The organism is Stenotrophomonas sp. Ps181 (genome assembly GCF_025697425.1).
Classification (GTDB): Bacteria; Pseudomonadota; Gammaproteobacteria; order Xanthomonadales; family Xanthomonadaceae; genus Stenotrophomonas; species Stenotrophomonas sepilia.
In genome coordinates, this window is record NZ_JAHWBI010000004.1 from 243,001 (window position 1) to 260,645 (window position 17,645).

15 protein-coding genes are annotated in these 17,645 nt (G+C 68.2%); 10 read left to right on the forward strand and 5 right to left on the reverse strand.

Going from position 1 to position 17,645, the window contains the following annotated elements:
* Positions 1-28 precede the first annotated feature (28 nt).
* Positions 29-1,099 (reverse strand): tRNA epoxyqueuosine(34) reductase QueG, encoded by a 1,071-nt coding sequence (gene queG, locus KXV01_RS11250; RefSeq protein ID WP_049415844.1) that lies wholly within the window; start codon positions 1,097-1,099, stop codon positions 29-31.
* A 23-nt stretch (positions 1,100-1,122) separates the two neighbouring features.
* Between queG and KXV01_RS11255 the strand changes: the two genes are divergently transcribed.
* The 6 genes from KXV01_RS11255 (at position 1,123) to KXV01_RS11280 (ending at position 8,666) form a co-directional block, all read left to right on the forward strand.
* The gene (locus KXV01_RS11255; RefSeq protein WP_111096194.1) at positions 1,123-2,607 is read left to right on the forward strand and encodes an NAD(P)H-hydrate dehydratase; all 1,485 of its coding nucleotides are present in this window, start codon (positions 1,123-1,125) and stop codon (positions 2,605-2,607) included.
* On the forward strand, positions 2,604-3,086 hold the full coding sequence (gene tsaE / locus KXV01_RS11260) for a tRNA (adenosine(37)-N6)-threonylcarbamoyltransferase complex ATPase subunit type 1 TsaE (protein ID WP_263467802.1): 483 nt from the start codon (positions 2,604-2,606) through the stop codon (positions 3,084-3,086). Before KXV01_RS11255 ends, tsaE begins: the two co-directional genes overlap by 4 nt.
* 82 nt (positions 3,087-3,168) lie before the next feature.
* On the forward strand, positions 3,169-4,737 hold the full coding sequence (locus tag KXV01_RS11265) for an N-acetylmuramoyl-L-alanine amidase (protein WP_049440792.1): 1,569 nt from the start codon (positions 3,169-3,171) through the stop codon (positions 4,735-4,737).
* 121 nt (positions 4,738-4,858) lie between these two features.
* A complete protein-coding gene (gene mutL, locus KXV01_RS11270) occupies positions 4,859-6,760 on the forward strand; it encodes a DNA mismatch repair endonuclease MutL (protein WP_049415837.1) in 1,902 nt (633 codons plus the stop codon).
* Positions 6,761-6,771: 11 nt separating this feature from the next.
* Positions 6,772-7,701, forward strand: coding sequence for a DUF1684 domain-containing protein (locus KXV01_RS11275; RefSeq protein WP_111097196.1), 930 nt, complete (start codon positions 6,772-6,774; stop codon positions 7,699-7,701).
* A 2-nt stretch (positions 7,702-7,703) separates the two neighbouring features.
* A complete protein-coding gene (locus KXV01_RS11280; RefSeq protein WP_049415833.1) occupies positions 7,704-8,666 on the forward strand; it encodes a TraB/GumN family protein in 963 nt (320 codons plus the stop codon).
* Positions 8,667-8,740: 74 nt separating this feature from the next.
* Here KXV01_RS11280 and phaR read toward each other — a convergent pair whose 3' ends face one another.
* The 3 genes from phaR to gluQRS all read right to left on the reverse strand — a co-directional run bounded on the left by phaR (position 8,741) and on the right by gluQRS (position 11,135).
* Positions 8,741-9,274: a polyhydroxyalkanoate synthesis repressor PhaR gene (gene phaR, locus KXV01_RS11285; protein WP_049415851.1), complete on the reverse strand. Its 534-nt coding sequence runs from the start codon at positions 9,272-9,274 to the stop codon at positions 8,741-8,743.
* Positions 9,275-9,456: 182 nt separating this feature from the next.
* On the reverse strand, positions 9,457-10,197 hold the full coding sequence (phbB, locus tag KXV01_RS11290; RefSeq protein ID WP_049415831.1) for an acetoacetyl-CoA reductase: 741 nt from the start codon (positions 10,195-10,197) through the stop codon (positions 9,457-9,459).
* Positions 10,198-10,214: 17 nt separating this feature from the next.
* Positions 10,215-11,135, reverse strand: a complete 921-nt coding sequence (gene gluQRS, locus KXV01_RS11295) for a tRNA glutamyl-Q(34) synthetase GluQRS (protein ID WP_111097195.1) — start codon at positions 11,133-11,135, stop codon at positions 10,215-10,217.
* Positions 11,136-11,228: 93 nt separating this feature from the next.
* Between gluQRS and htpX the strand changes: the two genes are divergently transcribed.
* On the forward strand, positions 11,229-12,095 hold the full coding sequence (gene htpX, locus KXV01_RS11300) for a protease HtpX (RefSeq protein WP_049415827.1): 867 nt from the start codon (positions 11,229-11,231) through the stop codon (positions 12,093-12,095).
* A 670-nt stretch (positions 12,096-12,765) separates the two neighbouring features.
* Here htpX and KXV01_RS11305 read toward each other — a convergent pair.
* Positions 12,766-13,593: an inositol monophosphatase family protein gene (locus tag KXV01_RS11305; protein ID WP_005417749.1), complete on the reverse strand. Its 828-nt coding sequence runs from the start codon at positions 13,591-13,593 to the stop codon at positions 12,766-12,768.
* Between the two features lie 120 nt (positions 13,594-13,713).
* On the opposite strand from KXV01_RS11305, the gene KXV01_RS11310 reads away from it, so the two are divergent.
* From KXV01_RS11310 to KXV01_RS11320, 3 genes are all read left to right on the forward strand, one after another.
* Positions 13,714-14,484 (forward strand): RNA methyltransferase, encoded by a 771-nt coding sequence (locus tag KXV01_RS11310; protein WP_049412676.1) that lies wholly within the window; start codon positions 13,714-13,716, stop codon positions 14,482-14,484.
* 104 nt (positions 14,485-14,588) lie between these two features.
* On the forward strand, positions 14,589-15,464 hold the full coding sequence (locus KXV01_RS11315; RefSeq protein WP_238378501.1) for a phosphate/phosphite/phosphonate ABC transporter substrate-binding protein: 876 nt from the start codon (positions 14,589-14,591) through the stop codon (positions 15,462-15,464).
* On the forward strand, positions 15,461-17,587 hold the full coding sequence (locus KXV01_RS11320; RefSeq protein WP_005417742.1) for an EAL domain-containing protein: 2,127 nt from the start codon (positions 15,461-15,463) through the stop codon (positions 17,585-17,587). The genes KXV01_RS11315 and KXV01_RS11320 overlap by 4 nt, the downstream gene beginning before the upstream one ends.
* Positions 17,588-17,645 lie beyond the last annotated feature (58 nt).

Sequence of the window (17,645 nt, forward strand, 5' to 3'; positions counted from 1 at the left end):
GGCGGAACGGGGGCTTCAGGATCGCACGTCAGCGCGCCGTGTGCTGGCCCAGTGCCCACTGCACGTGTTCACGCACCAGCGGCGAGGGATCGTCGATGCGGGTCTGCAGGGCAGCCAGCGCTTCGGCCGAGGACGGGGCATTGCCCAGCGCCACGGCGATGTTGCGTAGCCAGCGCTCATGGCCGCTGCGCCTGATCGGGCTGCCTTCGGTGCGGCGCAGGAACTCGGCTTCGTCCCAGGCGAACAGCTGGTCCAGGCGCGCGGTATCGAGGTTGTTGCGCGCGCGGAAATCGGCTTCGTCGGTGCGCCTGGCGAACTTGTTCCAGGGGCAGACCAGCTGGCAGTCGTCGCAGCCATAGATGCGGTTGCCGATCAGCGGGCGCATCTGTTCGGGAATGGCGCCGTCGTGTTCGATGGTCAGGTAGGAAATGCAGCGCCGCGCGTCCAGCCGCTGCGGGCCGGTGATGGCCTGGGTCGGGCAGACATCGATGCAGCGCGTGCAGGTGCCGCAGTGCGCCGTGGCCGGCGTATCGATCGGCAACGGGATGTCGATGTAGATCTCGCCGATGAAGAACCAGGAACCGCCATGGCGGTCGATCAGGCAGGTGTGCTTGCCGATCCAGCCGAGCCCGGCGTTGCGGGCCAGTGCGCGCTCCAGGACGGGGGCGGAATCGACGAACACGCGGTAGCCCAGTGGCGCGACTTCGTCGTTGATCTGCGTCGCCAGCTTCTGCAGGCGGTTGCGCATCAGCTTGTGGTAGTCGCGGCCCAGCGCATAGCGCGCCACGTAGGCGCGGCCCGGGTCGGCCAGCGTCGCCCAGGCTTCGGTGTCATCCTTGTGGCTGTAGTCCATGCCCACCGAGATCACGCGCACAGTGCCGGGCAACAGCTCGGCCGGTCGTGCGCGCAGGGTGCCGTGGCGCGCCATCCAGTCCATCGTGCCGTACAGGCCCTGGCCCAGCCAGTCGGCCAGGTGCGCTTCATCCTCGCCCAGCTCGATGCCGGCGATGCCGCAGCGCTGGAAGCCATGCGCTCGGGCCAGTTCGCGGATGCGCTGCACGGCCTGGGCCGGATCGACAGGGGTGGGGGCAGGGAACATGTGCACCAGTATAAAATCCCTGCATGGCCAACCTTGCCGATCTGTTCGATTCCGCTGCCGCGCGTGCGCTGGATGCCCAGGCGTCCACCCTGGAGGGGGATGCTGGCTGGGGACTGATGGCGCAGGCGGGCCAGGCCGCCTGGCAGTGCCTGCTGCAGCATTGGCCGCAGGCGCAGCGCATCGGCGTGGTGGTCGGTGCGGGCAACAATGGCGGCGACGGCCTTGTGCTGGCTCGCCACGCGTTGCAGGCCGGGCGCGAGGTGAGGGTGATCGCCCTGCCGGGCAGGGCGCCATCGACCGCGCTGGCGCAGCGTGCAACATCGGAGTTCAGGTCCGACGGCGGCACCGTCACCGAGTTCGACGGCGCGCTGCCCGAGGCCGACATCTGGGTCGATGCCCTGTTCGGGCTGGGCTTCGATCGCGCGCCGGAGGGTGCGGCGCAGGCGCTGATCGTTGCGATCAATGCGCAGGCGGCACCTGTGCTGGCCCTGGATGTGCCCAGTGGCGTCGATGCCGACCGCGGTGCGGTACCCGGCGCGGCAGTACGCGCTGCGCTGACCCTGCAGTTCATCGTGGCCCATCGCGGGTTGTACACCGGCGACGCGCTGGATCATTGCGGGCACAAGGCCCTGGCACCCCTGCAGTTGCCCGCTGCCGCATGGCAAAGCGTGTCGCCTGCCGTGGAGTACTGGACGCAGACACGGTTGCCGGCCCTGTTGCCGCCGCGCCGCGCAAACACCCACAAGGGGGAATCCGGCCACGTGCTGTGCGTCGGCGGCAACCACGGCAGCGGCGGTGCCATCGCCATGGCAGCCGAGGCCGCCTTGCGCGCAGGGGCGGGGCTGTTCAGCCTGGGCACCCGCCGCGACCACGTCGGTCCACTGCTGGCTCGGCTGCCCGAGGCGATGACCCATGCACTGGAAGACGGCGATGTGCTGCCGGCGCTGCTGGACAAGGCGAAGGTGGTGGCGATCGGGCCCGGTCTGGGCCAGGACGAATGGGCACGCGCCTTGTTTGCGCGGGTGCTGGCCAGCGCCAAGCCATTGGTGGTCGATGCCGATGCGCTGAACCTGCTGGCGCAGGATCCGCGCGCGTTGCCCGATGCCATTCTCACACCGCACCCGGGCGAGGCCGCACGCCTGCTCGGCTGCAGCACGGCTGAAATCCAGGCCGACCGCTACACCTGTGCGCACATGCTGGCCGAGCGCTTCCACGCCGTGGTGGTGCTGAAGGGCGCTGGCAGCATCGTGGCGGCGCCTGGGCAAACGCCCCGGTTGATCGCTGCCGGTAACCCAGGGATGGCCGTGGGAGGCATGGGCGACCTGCTCACCGGCATCATCGCCAGCCTGCGCGCGCAGGGCCTTGCGGCCTTCGATGCCGCGGCCGCGGGCGCGCTGCTGCATGCGCTGGCGGGCGATGCGGCTGCCGCCGATGGCGCGCGCGGCCTGCTTCCTACTGATCTGCTGGCGCCGCTGCGGCGACTGGCCAACCCGGACCTCTCCCCATGACCGAATTCTTCCTTGCCGACAGCGACGCCACCGAACTGCTCGGGCAGTGGCTGGCGGCCACCCGGCCCCCGCAGGCGCTGATCGAACTGCGCGGCGACCTGGGCGCCGGCAAGTCGACCACGGCCCGCGCGCTGCTGCGCGCGCTGGGCGTGCAGGGGGCGATCCGCAGCCCCACCTACACCCTGGTCGAGCGCTATCCGCTGGCCAGTGGCGGTGAGGCGTGGCACCTGGACCTGTACCGCATCGGCCAGGCCGGTGAGCTGGATTTCCTCGGCCTGGACGAAGGCAGCGCGGTCCTGTGGCTGGTCGAATGGCCGGAACGGGGCGCCGGCGCGCTGCCGCCGACCGATCTGGTGGTAGCGCTGGAGATCGAAGGACAGGGGCGCCGTGTCCGTCTCACCGCGGCCAGCGACGCTGGACAGGAATGGCTGAAACGGCTGCCCCAAGGGGGCGACTTGCAGGCCATTTCTGTCCGCTGACGAGAACAAAGATCGGCAGGTTACGGATTATTAAGGAAAAAGGTGTTGCATTCCGTTCAGCGCGGTGATTGAATCCTGAGCCATGCGCCCGGGGAACCGTCTCATCGCCATCTGTGCCGCCGTCGGACTGGGTCTGGCGAGCGTCAGTGCGTGGGCGGGTGAAGTGCGCCAGGTCCTGTTGAACACCGGCGCGACTGGCACCCGTGCCGAGATCTCGCTGGTCGGCAGTGGCGGCTACAAGACCCTGTCGTTGGCCGGCCCGAACCGCCTGGTGGTCGATTTCCCCGACTCCAGCGCCGTCCGCAACCTGAAGATGCCGGCCGCGCAGGGCGTGGTGACGGCGGTGCGTACCGGACAGCCGGTCCCGGGCACTTTCCGTGTCGTGTTCGACCTTGCCGAATCGGTGGCGCCGTTCCGCCCGCAGATGCAGCGCGAGGGCAATGAATCCAAGCTGGTGATCGAATGGCCGGGTGATGGCCCTGCCGTGGCCACCAGCCGCCCGGCGACGCCACCGGCCGTGCAGCCGCAGGCGGCCGCTGTGGGGGGCTCAGTCGCGCCCACGCCGGCCGAGAACGCGCAGTCACGCACCGATGCTGCGCGGGCCACGGCCCTGTTGACCGCACAGGTGCAGCAACAGGCCAGCGCCAGCGCCGCCGCACCCGCCACGCCGACCCCCGCACCGACCAGCGCGCCGGCCCAGGTTGCTGCGGCGGGCGTCGCGGCCAGCAGCACGCCTTCATCCTCGCCGGCTGCAATCCTCGCCGGCCAGCGCACCGCTGCGGTGGTGACCACGCCGCCGGCAACGGCCCCCACACCGGCGCCGACGCCGGCCGAGCCGCCGCGTCCGGCCATGCCCAGCGATGCATCGCGCATCCGCATGCAGCCCGGCATGCGCCACCTCGTGGTGGCGATCGATCCCGGTCATGGTGGCCAGGACCCGGGTGCGATCGGCCCGACCGGCAAGCGCGAGAAGGATGTCACCCTGGCGGTGGCGCGTGAGCTGGCCCGCCAGGTCAATGCCACGCCGGGCCTCAAGGCCTACCTGACGCGCGACAGCGACGTGTTCATTCCGCTGCCGATGCGTGCGCAGAAGGCGCGTGCGAACAAGGCGGACATCTTCATTTCGATCCATGCCGATGCGGCTGAAAACCGTTCTGCCACGGGTTCGTCGGTGTACGTTCTGTCGACCAAGGGTGCCTCTTCGCAGCGCGCCCGCTGGCTGGCGGACAAGGAGAACGCGGCCGACCTGGTCGGTGGCGTGCGCCTGCAGCAGACTGAAGGCACCCTGGCCAACGTGCTGCTGGACCTGGCCCAGAGCGGCTACATGAAGGCGTCCGAAGATGCGGCCGGCCACGTGCTGGGCGGCCTGAAGCGGATCGGCAACAACCACAAGCCGAACATCGAGCGCGCCAACTTCGCGGTGCTGCGCACGTCGGACATGCCGGCGATGCTGGTGGAAACGGCGTTCATCTCCAATCCGGATGAAGAGCGCCGCCTGACGGACCCGGCTTACCAGCGCAAGGTCGCGGGCGCCGTGCTGGATGGGGTGCACACCTTCTTCAGCCGCCAACCGCCGCCGGGCACCTTGTATGCCGCCCGCGCGCAGGCCGAGATCGACGCCGCAGCCACCATGGCCGGCGGCAGCAAGTAACCCGCCGAAGGCGGGTTACTGCTTTCTGTAGAGTCGAGCCGCGCTCGACTGGGCCTTGTCGGTAGCCCGTCAGTCGAGCATGGCTCGACTCTACCCTCGGCCGCTCCGTTATCATCCCCGCATGACGTCTGCTACCCATCCGCGCCCGATCCGGCCGTTGCCGGAGATCCTGATCAACCAGATCGCCGCCGGCGAAGTGGTCGAACGACCCGCGTCGGTGGTCAAGGAGCTGGTCGAGAACGCGATCGACGCCGGCGCCAGCCGCGTTGATATCGATCTTGAAGAGGGCGGCGTGCGCCTGATCCGCATCCGCGACAACGGCAGTGGCATCGCGCCCGAGCAGTTGCCCCTGGCGGTGTCGCGCCATGCCACCAGCAAGATCGCCGATCTCGACGACCTCGAATCGGTGGCCACCCTTGGTTTCCGGGGAGAAGCGCTGCCGTCGATCGCATCGGTCAGCCGCTTCACCCTGTGCTCGCGCCGCGCGCACGACGAGCACGGTTCGGCACTGCAGATCGAAGGTGGCAAGATCGGCGAGGTGACCCCGCGCGCGCATGCGCCGGGCACCACGGTGGAAGTGCGCGAGCTCTTCTACAACGTCCCGGCGCGGCGCAAGTTCCTGCGCGCCGAGCGTACCGAACTCGGCCATATCGAAGAGTGGCTGCGTTCGCTGGCGCTGGCGCGACCGGATGTCGAGCTGCGCGTGTCGCACAACGGCAAGGCCTCGCGGCGCTACAAGCCGGGCGATCTGTATTCCGATGCGCGCCTTGCCGAAACGCTGGGCGAGGATTTCGCCAACCAGGCCGTGCGCGTGGACCACAGCGGCGCCGGCCTGCGCCTGCATGGCTGGATTGCGCAGCCGCATTATTCGCGCGCGAGCGCCGACCAGCAGTACCTGTACGTCAACGGTCGCTCAGTGCGTGACCGCAGCGTCGCCCACGCGGTGAAGATGGCCTACGGCGACGTGCTGTATCACGGCCGCCAGCCGGCCTATGTGCTGTTCCTTGAACTGGATCCGACCCGCGTCGACGTCAACGTGCATCCGGCCAAGCACGAGGTGCGCTTCCGCGATTCGCGGCTGGTCCACGATTTCGTCTATCGCACGTTGAAGGATGCGCTGGCCGATACCCGTGCCGGCATGTCGGCGCAGGAAATCGGTGCCGGCCCCGCACATCCGGTGGACGCCGCCGCCGTCCCGATGGCATCGAGCGCCGGCGCGTCGGGGTTCGGGCTGGTGCGTGGGGCTGCGCCCGGCTCGGGAGGTGGTGGTGGCGGATTTTCTGGCTGGCGTCCGCAGCAGCCGCTGGGCCTGCAGGTGGCCGATGCACCGGCGGCCTACGCCGCGTTGTATGCCACGCCGGCCGCTGCCGAACGCGCAGCGGCGTTGCCGCCGATGCCGAGCGAGAACGGGTTGCCGGTGACCAGTGCCGACGCAGGTGTACCGCCGCTGGGCTATGCGATCGCGCAGCTGCATGGCATCTACATCCTGGCCGAGAACGCTGAAGGCCTGATCGTGGTCGACATGCATGCGGCCCACGAACGCATCGGCTACGAGCGCCTGAAGAATGCGCACGATGGCATCGGCCTGCAGTCGCAGCCGTTGCTGGTGCCGATCACGCTGGCGGTGGGCGAGCGCGAGGCCGACACCGCCGAAAGCGAAGCCGACACACTGGCGGCACTCGGCTTCGAGGTGACCCGGGCCGGCCCCGGTTCGCTGCACGTGCGCAGCATTCCGGCACTGCTGGCGCATGCCGAACCGGAAGGACTGCTGCGCGACGTGCTGACCGACCTGCGCGAGCATGGCCAGAGCCGCCGCGTGGCCAGTGCACGCGACGAGCTGCTGTCGACCATGGCCTGCCATGGCGCGGTGCGTGCCAACCGGCGCCTGACCGTGCCGGAAATGAACGCGCTGCTGCGCGACATGGAAATCACCGAACGGTCCGGCCAGTGCAACCATGGCCGACCGACCTGGGCCCGTTTTTCGCTGGCGGAGATCGACCGCTGGTTCCTGCGCGGACGTTGAGGGGAGCATCGATGCGTTATCGGGGAATGGCGGGCCTGCTGGCCGCCGTGGTGTTGGCCGCCTGCAGCCCGGCGACACCGCCGGCGCCGACGGTTGCTGAAGATCCGGCCTACGCGGCCGCGCAGCAGCAGTGGCGGGTAGCGCGCTACCAGGACCTGACCCGGCCCGATGGCTGGACGGCCCTGGTCGGCCTGCACTGGCTGCAGAACAAATCGCACTTCGTCGGCAGCGGCGCGACCAACGGGATCCGCCTAGCGGTTGGACCGGACAAGCTGGGCCTGCTGCGTCGCGACGGGGCGCAGTGGTGGTTCACGCCTGAAGCCGGTGTCGATGTCAGCCACGACGGCCGGCCGGTGCGTGGTCGCATCCGCGTCGACACCGACAAGGACGCGCAGCCGACGCTGCTGGCCTTCGATGGCGGCAAGGGCCAGCTCAGCATCATCCGCCGGGGGCCACGGGACGCGCTGCGGGTCAAGCATGCCGATGCACCTGCGCGGCGTGATTTCGCCGGCCTGCAGTACTGGCCGGGCGGCGCGGACTGGCAGGTGCAGGCGCGCTTCATCGCGCATCCACCGGGCAAGACCTTGCCGATCGTCGACATCACTGGCCTGACCACCGAGATGCCCAATGCCGGTGCGGTGGAGTTCGAACGTGATGGCCGCAGCTGGCGCCTGGAGGCCATCGGTGCGCCCGGGCAGCCACTGTTCCTGATCTTTGCCGACCGCACCAGCGGCCGCGGCAGCTATCCGGCCGGGCGCTATCTGGATACCGATGCCCCCGCTGCAGACGGCACGGTGCGCATCGATTTCAACCATGCCTACAACCCACCGTGCGCGTTCACCGCCTATGCGACCTGCCCGCTGGCGCCGCCGGAAAACCGGTTGGACCTGCGCGTGGAAGCCGGCGAGAAGGCCTACCACCTGCCTGAAGGAGAAGGCTGACCATGCCGATCAAACACCTGTTCCGTACCGCGCTGTTGCTGGCGGCCTGCGCAGTGGCGCCACTGGCCACGGCCCGCGATGCCCAGGCCAGCCCTGCCGCGGCCGCAACCGCAACGGCAGCCAAGCCGCCGGTACCCCTGTTGTGGAAAGTCACCGGCCCAGGCGATGCACGCGTGTACCTGCTGGGATCGTTCCATCTGCTGAAGCCACAGGACTACCCGCTGTCGCCCGATGTCGAGCAGGCGTTCGAAGCCTCGCAGCGGGTGGTGTTCGAACTGTCGCCGGAAGACATGCAATCGCCCCAGCTGGCCAGCCGCATGGTGCAGGCTGCGACCCGCACCGATGGCAGCGAACTGAAGCGTGATCTGGATGCGGCCACCTGGCAGAAACTGCAGGCCTTTGCTGCCCAGAACCAGTTGCCGCTGGCGCAGATGCAGGGCATGAAGCCCTGGTTCGTCGGCCTGAGCATTTCGATCGGGCAGATGCAGAAGCTGGGCCTGGACCCGGCGCTGGGCCTGGACCGCCACTTCATGGAGCGCGCGCAGAAGACCGGCCGCAAGACCGCGGGACTGGAAGATATCGATACCCAGATCGGCATGCTGGACGGGATGACGGTGCAGGAACAGCGGCAGATGCTGGCCGAAGCACTGGACCAGGCCGGCAAGGCCGATGAGCAGGCGCGGCTGCTGCATGATGCATGGCGTCGCGGCGACGAGCGCCTGCTGTGGACCAAGATGGCGGCAGAGATGCGCCAGCAGTATCCGCAGCTGTACCAGCGCATCAACACCGGGCGCAACGATGCCTGGGTGCCGAAGCTGCAGCCGTACCTGCAGGCCGGGCAGGGCGGTACGCTGGTGGTGGTCGGCACGCTGCACCTGCTGGGCAGTGACGGCGTGGTCGAGAAGCTGAGGGCGAAGGGCTACAAGGTCGAGCGCGTGTGCACGGGGTGCAAGGCCAAACGCTGACGCACCGTTGGCGCGATTGCAAACAAGACGGCGCGCCAGGGGCGCGCCGTTTTCGTATCAGCCCTTGCTGCAGCTCAGCGGCGGGTCTTGCCGCTGGTGCCGGCACCGGTGCCGGGTTCGCCGGGCTTGTTGCCGGTTCCCGTTCCGGTGCCGCCCGGGCGCGGGCCACCGAAGCCGCTGCCCATGCTGCGCTGGAATTCCTGCCAAAGCTCCAGGTTGCGCTCGGTCAGCTGGTTCATCATCGCCCACGGGGTCTGGCCCAGCAGGTTGCCCATCTGCTGGCGGAACTGCTGCTGCTGGTCGAGGAAGACCTGCATGCTGCGCTCCAGGTAGTTGCCCATGAAGCCCTGCAGGGAATCGCCGTAGAAGCGGATCAGCTGGCTCAGCAGCTGGGTGGACAGCATCGGTTCGCCGTCCTGTTCCTGGTCGGCGATGATCTGCAGCAGGACCGAACGGGTGAGGTCGTCGCCGCTCTTGGCGTCGCGGACTTCGAAGTCTTCACCGTCCAGGATCAGCTGGCGCACGTCCTCGATGGTGATGTAGCTGGAGATCTCGGTGTCGTAGAGACGGCGGTTCGGATACTTCTTGATGATGCGGGTCGCAGCCATGAAGCGGTACTCGTCACAGTAGACGCGCAGCATGGCGCAGTGCAGCAGCGGTTGCAACCGCCCCAGGCCCCGCCAGGCTTGGCTTTCAGGAGCGATCATGTTGCGCAGCAAGGGTTTGCGTGCTGCGCAGCATGACCATCGGCAGGGGCCGTCAGCGCATGCCGCAGCGGCCCCTGCGCGACTTACCAGCCCATGTGGTGGCCGCCGTTGATGTCCAGGTTGCTGCCGGTGATCCATGAGGCTTCCTCGGCCACCAGGAAGGACACGCCATAGGCGATTTCCTCCGGCTTGCCGAGGCGCCCGGTGGGGATGTCGGCGATGATCTTGGCGCGCACGTCCTCCGGAACCGCCATCACCATGTCAGTGGCGACGTAGCCGGGCGAAATGGTGTTCACGGTGATGCCGAAGCCGGCGTTCTCGCGGGCCAGCGAAATGGTGAAGCCGTGCATGCCGGCCTTGGCCGCGGCGTAGTTGGCCTGGCCGTACTGGCCCTTCAGGCCGTTGATCGAGCTGATCTGGATCACCCGGCCCCAGCCGCGGCGGCGCATGCCTTCGATGACCGGGCGGGTGACGTTGAACACCGAATTGAGGTTGGTGTTGATCACATCGTGCCACTGGTCCGCGCGCATGCGGTGGAACGTCGTGTCGCGGGTGATGCCGGCGTTGTTGACCAGGATCTCCACCGGGCCCAGCTCGGCCTCGACCGCACGCACCAGCGCCTCGGCGCTGCCCGGATCGGAGACATCGCCCGGGAAGATCGACACGTTGTGGCCGCGCTCGGTCATCGCCTGCTGCCATGCGCGGGCCTTGTCCTCGTCGCGGTAATTGGTGGCGACCCGGTGGCCCTGGTCGGCCAGGCGTTGGCAGATGGCGGTACCGATGCCGCCGGTTCCGCCGGTGACCAGTGCGACGCGAGATGTCATGGAATGCTGTCCGGGAATCAGGTGGGGGAAGGGGGATTCTGCAACATCGGCGCGGAAAGTGCGCCGGCCGGCAACAGGATGTCGGTCCGCGGCATTCGAGCCGGGTCGAATGCCCGTTGCGCAGCGTGCAGCAGCGCATCCCGGTCATCGGCGCCGCCCAGTGCGGCAGGGGCCTGGCCCAGCAGCTGCCAGAGCGCGCGCAGTACCGGCACCGGCCGTGTACTGTCCACCGGCAGCGACGCCAGCGACTTGGACAGTTTGTGGCCGGGGGCGTCGAGCAGCAGCGGCAGGTGCCAGTAGCGCGGCACGGCCAGGCCCAGCGCCTGCTGCAGCAGGATCTGCCGCGCGGTGGAATCGAGCAGATCGGCGCCGCGCACCACTTCGGTCACCCTCTGCGCGGCGTCATCGACCACCACCGCCAGCTGGTAGGCCCAGCAGCCGTCGGCACGGCGCAGCACGAAGTCGCCGACTTCGGCATGCACGTCCTGCTGCTGCGGGCCACGCAGGCCATCGTCGAAGTGCACGACGCTGCCCGGTGGCACGCGAAAGCGGACGGCAGGGTCCGGTCGCGGTTGCCGCGCAACGCAGCGGTGATGGATGCCGCCGCTGGCAGCCAGTTCGCTGCGGCTGCAGTGGCAGATGAAGGCCTGGTCGCTGGCCAGCAACACATCCAGCGCGGCCTGGTAGGCCTCGCCTCGCGCGCTCTGCCACAGGACCGGGCCGTCGTGGACCAGGCCGAACGCAGCCAGTGCCTGCAGCTGTGACTGCGCGGCGCCGGGCACGGTACGCGGCGGGTCAACGTCTTCGATGCGCAGCCGCCACAGGCCGCCGTGGTGGCGGGCCAGCAGCCAGCTGCCGAAGGCGGCAAGCAGGGATCCGGGGTGGAGCAGGCCGGTCGGCGAGGGCGCGAAGCGGCCGCAGGGAACAATGGCGGTCATGCAGGCTGAATCGTCGGTCAGGTTGGCGCTTGAATTCAAGCTGAGCGCACCGCAAATTGACGGATATCGACCCCTTCCGAGCCGGATTTTCCCATGTTCACCCGTATTGCCCTGTTCCTGGCGACCAACCTCGCGGTCCTGATCCTGGCCGGCATCGTCATGTCGATCCTGGGCGTGGACGCGCGTTCGATGAGCGGCCTGCTGGTGATGGCCGGCATCTTCGGTTTCGGTGGCTCCTTCATCTCGCTGCTGCTGTCCAAGTGGATGGCCAAGCGCTCCACCGGTGCGGTGGTGATCACCGAGCCGCGCAACCAGACCGAGCGCTGGCTGCTGGCCACGGTCGAGCGCCAGGCCAAGGCCGCCGGCATCGGCATGCCGGAAGTGGCGGTCTATGACGGCCCGGAGATCAACGCCTTCGCCACCGGTGCCAACCGCAACAACGCGCTGGTGGCGGTGTCCACCGGCCTGCTGCACAACATGAGCGAAGACGAGGCTGAAGCGGTGCTGGGCCACGAGATCGCCCACGTCGCCAACGGTGACATGATCACCATGGCGCTGCTGCAGGGCGTGTTGAACACCTTCGTGATCGTGCTGGCCCGCGTGGTCGGCGGCATCATCGACAGCGCGCTGTCGGGCAACCGCGAAGGCGGCGGCCGTGGCTTCGCCTACTACATCATCGTGTTCGTGCTGGAGATGGTGTTCGGCCTGTTCGCCACGATGATCTCGATGTGGTTCTCGCGCCACCGCGAGTTCCGTGCCGATGCGGGGGGTGCCTCGCTGGCGGGCCGCCAGAAGATGATCGCCGCGCTGGAGCGCCTGCAGCTCAACCACGGCCAGAGCACGCTGCCGACCCAGATCGCCGCCTTCGGCATTTCCGGTTCGACGGCCAAGAAGCTGTTCATGAGCCACCCGCCGCTGGAAGAGCGCATCGCCGCGCTGCGGGCGTCGACGGTGGCGTAAGCCTCCGCGCTTCCACGGTAATGCAGGAACGCCTGGCCCCGCGCCGGGCGTTTTTGTATGCGCGCCGATGCATCGGTGGCGCCGGGTACGACCCGGCGAGAGTCATTTCCGCGACCGCGGAGGGGTGTCACTTTCTTTGCTCGTGCAAAGAAAGTAACCAAAGAAACACGCCGCCGGGGCGCGAGCCGATGCTGCGCATCGGTACCCTGTGCTCCTCGGCCCGCCGAGGGACGGTGCGGGAACTCGCTGCGCTCAGACACCCGCACCTCTTCGCCCTCGCCGGACCTGCGGTGCTCAGCTCGCTCAAGGCGGACCCAAGATCAAATGCCACAGCTGCACCCAGTAGACCCACGCCAGGCGTGGATGCTGTTGCCCTTGATCTTGACCTTCCAGTCCGCCTTGAGCGAGCCGAGCATCGCAGGGGAATCAGGGGCGAAGAGGCGCCGGTGTCTGAGCGCAGCGAGTTCGGCGCCGTCCCCTGATTCTCCGAGAAGCGCAGGGAACCGTCGCGTAGCGACGGCTCGCGGCTGGCGGGGCGTTTCTTTGGTTACTTTCTTTGCGCGCAAAGAAAGTGACACCCCTCCGCAGTCGCGGAAACGACTCTCCGTGCGCACAAACGAAAACGGCACCTTCGCAGGTGCCGTCCCCCTGAACCGCTTTACGCGAAACCTCAGAACTTCGCGTCGAACTCGGCGGCGTAGCCGGTGTTCACCAGCACCTTCTGCAGCGACTCGGCCACCTTCAGGTTGCCGGCCACGATCTGGTGGGTCTCCGGGCCACGGTTGTCCATGCGGCCCAGGGTCGCGCCCTTGAAGTCACAGACCTTGCCGCCCGCCTCGCGGACCAGCAGCAGGCCGGCAGCGATGTCCCACGCCTTCACGCCGGCTTCGAAGTAGGCATCGGCACGGCCGCAGGCCACGTAGGCCAGGTCCAGTGCCGCCGAACCGGTGCGGCGGATGTCCTCACCGTGCACCAGCAGGGCGTCGACCGCCTTCAGCTGGGCGCTGGCGCGGCTGCGCTCGCGCGGGGCGAAACCGGTGTGGATCATCGTGCCTTCCAGATCCTTGCGGTCGGCCACGCGGATGCGGCGGTCGTTCAGCACGGCGCCGGCACCACGGCTGGCGGTGAACAGTTCATTGCGCAGCGGGTCGAAGATGACCGCGTCGGTCGGCTCGCCGTTCTCGACCAGCGCGATCGACACGCAGTAGTGCGGCACGCCACGCAGGTAGTTGCTGGTGCCGTCCAGCGGGTCGATGACCCACATCTGGCGGCGCTCGCCCTGCACGCCACCTTCTTCACCGAAGATGCCGTAGTCCGGGTAAGCGCGCTTGAGTTCCTTGACGATGACCTTTTCCGCGTCCGCATCCACTTCACTGGCGTAGTCCATCCGGCCCTTCTGCACCACGTTCAGTGCCTCGAGCTTGTTGATGTTGCGCAACAGGACGTTGCCGGCGAGGCGGGCGGCCTTGACCATGACGGTGACGGCGGGTTTCTGCATGGCGTGGGCTCCCGGAAAGGCAGAAGAGATGGACTGGCGGGGGAAAAGAGCGGGTCCGGCGCAGTGGCCGGCCGCACAGTTTACCATTGGTCATCGTCCAGCTCGACCTTTTCCCTGTTCATGTCCCAGTTTCCCGCCGCCACCCGTCTCCGATTCGTCCTGGTCGGTACCCAGCACCCCGGCAACATGGGGGCCGCCGCCCGTGCCCTGAAGACCATGGGCCTGGCCCGCCTGGTGCTGGTCGCTCCCGAAAAGCCTCTGGACGAGGAGGCCTTCCGCCGCTCGGCCGGGGCCGAAGATGTGCTGGGGGACGCCCCGGTGGTCGCCACCCTGGCCGAGGCCGTGGCCGATTGCCGCCTGGTGCTGGGCTGCACCGCGCGTGCCCGCCGCGTCCAGCTGGAGGAGTACCTGCCGGCCGATGCCGCCGCTCGTGCGGTGGCCAAGGCGGGCGAGGGCGCCGAGGTGGCGCTGGTGTTCGGCCGTGAGCGCACTGGCCTGACCAACGAAGAACTGCAGCTCTGCCATGCAGCGGTGCACATCCCGTCCGATCCGGCGTTCAGCTCGCTCAATCTGGCTGCCGCCGTGCAGGTGCTGGCCTATGAAACACGCATGCAGCTGCTGGGCGCGCAGCCGGCCGTGGACGCCGAGCCCGGTTTCCGCGAACAGGCAGCAAGCCATGAGCAGATGGAGAGCTTTTTCGCCCAGCTTGGCGACACCCTGGACGAGATCGATTTCCACAAGGGCCGCGCGCCGGAATCGGCGATGCGCAAGCTGCGCCGGCTGTTCCTGCGCAGCGAGCCCAGCGAGCAGGAAGTACGCCTGTTGCGTGGCATCCTCGCCGACACCCAGCGGATGGCGCGGCTGGCACAGGCGGGCAACAAGAACAGCTGACGACGTTCTCATTTTTTCGGGTAGTCTGTCCGGATACCCAGGGGGGGATGAAGCCTGTGTCGGGTCTGCGGAGGGCAGTGCAGAGGGGACTGCTGAGCCTGGTCATGATCCTGCTGGCCGGGACGGTGCATGCAGCACCGGACCGGGTGCTGGTGCTGGGCCGGATCAGCGATGATCCCAAGGCCCATTACGAGCAGCTGCAACCGTTGCTGGACTATGTAGTGGCACGCATGCACGACGTCGGCATCAAGGAAGGGCGGATCCTGATGGCACGCGACCCGCAGCAGATGGCCAGCTATCTGCGGCGGGGGCGGGTCGACTGGGTCACGGAAACGTCGGGTACGGCGGTGGCACTGGGCCAGCGCAGTGGCGCGCGGCCGCTGCTGCTGACCGAGCGCAATGGCGTGCGTGAGTACCAGACCGTGTTCTTCGTGCGTCGCGACAGTCCAATCCAGCGGATCCAGGACCTGCGCGGGCATCGCCTGGCGCTGCAGAACACGGCGTCCACCAGTGCCTACCTGGTGCCGGTGATGACGCTGCTGCAGGAGGGGCTGGCGCCGCAGATCCTGGCCGGTGTGTGGGACGTGCCGGGCCGGGACAGCGTGGGGTACGTGTTCGCGCGTAGCGAGTTGAACATCGCCACGTTCGTGCACAAGGGCATGGTCGAAGTGGGGGCGGTGAGCAGCGTGGACTGGAATGACGAGCGACGGATGCCGACAGCATTCCGGCGCGACTTCCGCGAACTGCTGCGCACCGAACCCTACCCACGGGCGGTGGAAATGGTTCGCGCCGACCTTGACCCGCGGGTACGTGACCGGCTGCAGGACGTCCTGCTGCAGGCGGCCAGCGACCCGCAGGCACAGGGGGCGCTGCATCGGTTTTTCGGCACTTCCGGTTTCCACCGCGTCGATGCGCATGCGCAGCAGCGGCTGGATGAATTGAAACAAGGATTGACGCGCGTGCGGATGGAAGTGGAATGAAGTGGCTCGGCTCGGGAATGCAGGCCCGGTTCCTGCTCGCGATGGGCGGGGCGATGGTCGTGGTGGTGGCGATCCTGGCGGTGTTGCTGGGGCGGCAGGCGGCGATGCAGGGCGAGGTGCGCAACCTCAGTGGTGGCGTCATCCATGAACTGTTCGACCGCAGCGTGCGCAGCCGCGGCGAAGCGATGGCGCGCGAGCTGTCCGACGCGCTGGCCAACCCGCTGTACTACCGCGACCTGGACCAGGTCGGTGCGCTGGTGCGCAGCACCGCACGGCAACCGGTCGTGCGCTATGTGCTGGTGTTCGACGAACGCGGCCGGCTGGTGCATGACGGCTCGATCGAGGTGTCCGGCTTCGGCCAGCCGATGACCGACCCGCTGGCCCCCAAGGCCGCGGTGGCGCAGGCGCTGGTGGTGCAGGAATCGCCCAAGGTGCTCGACAACACCATGCCGATCATGGTCGGCAACCAGCGCATCGGCGGGGTCCGCGTCGGCATGGCGCTGGACGAGGTGCAGCAGCGCGAACAGGCCGCCAATGCCACGCTCGGCGAGCGCCTGCAGCAGGTCGGCAGCCGCCACCTGGGCTGGCTGCTGCTGATGCTGGGCCTGTTGGTGGTGATCGGCGTGGTGGTGATCCTGTACGTGCAGCGCACCCTGGTTGCGCCGATCCGGGACCTGGCCGCTGCGGCGCGCCGCATCGAGGCCGGCGACTACCAGGCGCCGCTGGCCGAGAACACCCGCGACGACGAGGTTGGCGAGCTGGTGCGCGGCTTCGCCCGCATGCGCGATGCCATCGCCCGGCATGACCGCGAGGTGCGGCGCATGGCCTATACCGATGCGCTGACCGGGCTGACCAACCGGCTGGCATTCCGGGAAGCACTGGACCATCGCCTGATGGCCGCGCGCGCATCCAATCATCGGCTGGGCCTGCTGTTTGCCGATATCGACGATTTCAAGCGCGTCAACGACACCCTGGGCCATGAGGCCGGTGACGAAGCGCTGTTGCAGTTCGCGCAGCGCATCGGCAGTGCAGTTACCGAGGCCGGTGGCGATGAAGCTCTGCTGGCCCGCTTCGGCGGCGACGAGTTCGTGATCCTGGTCGGTGATGGCGACGTGGCGGCCAACGCACGGCTGCTGGCCGAAGTGCTGGTGCGCGAGCTGGGCAAGCCGCTGGTGGTGCAGGGCCGGGAACTGTTCCTGGGTACTTCGATCGGCGTGACCCTGTTCCCGGACGATGCCGCTGATGCGACAACGCTGCTGAAGAACGGCGACATCGCCATGTACCAGGCCAAGATGGCCGGCAAGAACTGTTACCGCTATTACAGCCGTGCGATGGACCACGCGGTCGAGCGCCGGGTGCACATGGAGCAGGAGCTGCGCGGGGCCTGGGAGCGCGGCGAGCTGCGCCTGGCCTACCAGCCGATCTTCCGCATGCGCGACCGGCGCATGGTCGGCGTGGAAGTGCTGCTGCGCTGGCAGCATCCGACCCTGGGCACGATTCCGCCGTCGGTGTTCATCGAAGTGGCCGAGCAGAGCGGGCTGATCGAGCTCATCGGCCCGAAGGTGCTGCGTGCGGCCTGCATGGAAGCGTCACAGTGGCCACGCGGGGCGGGCGGCGATGATCTGTTCGTGTCGGTGAATGTGTCGCCGCGGCAGCTGCGCGGCGGTGAACTGCCGGCATTGGTCGCGCAGTGCCTGCATGAGTCCGGGCTTCCGGCGTCGCGCCTGCATCTGGAGCTGACCGAAACTGCGGTGATCGGTGACGAGATGGTCGCCGCGCAGCTGCTGGACAAGCTGCACCGCACCGGTGTGAAGGTCTGGCTGGACGATTTCGGCACCGGCTTCTCCGGGCTCAGTCACCTGCGCCAGGTTCCCGTTGATGGCGTGAAGATCGACAAGAGCTTCGTGGCCGACATGCAGCGCGATCCCGACGACCTGGCCCTGACCACGGCGATCATCGCCATGGCCCACGCACTGGGCATCACGGTGGTGGCCGAGGGCATCGAGCAGCAGGCGCAGTTCGAACTGCTGGTGCAGCGCGGCTGCGATCTTGGCCAGGGCTACTGGCTGAGCCACCCGGTGACCGCCACCGAAGTGGTGCGGATGATCGAATCGGGCCTCTGACCCACACAAAAAGGGGACGGAGGGAATTAAGTCGCCTATGCATTTGCGACTTAATCCC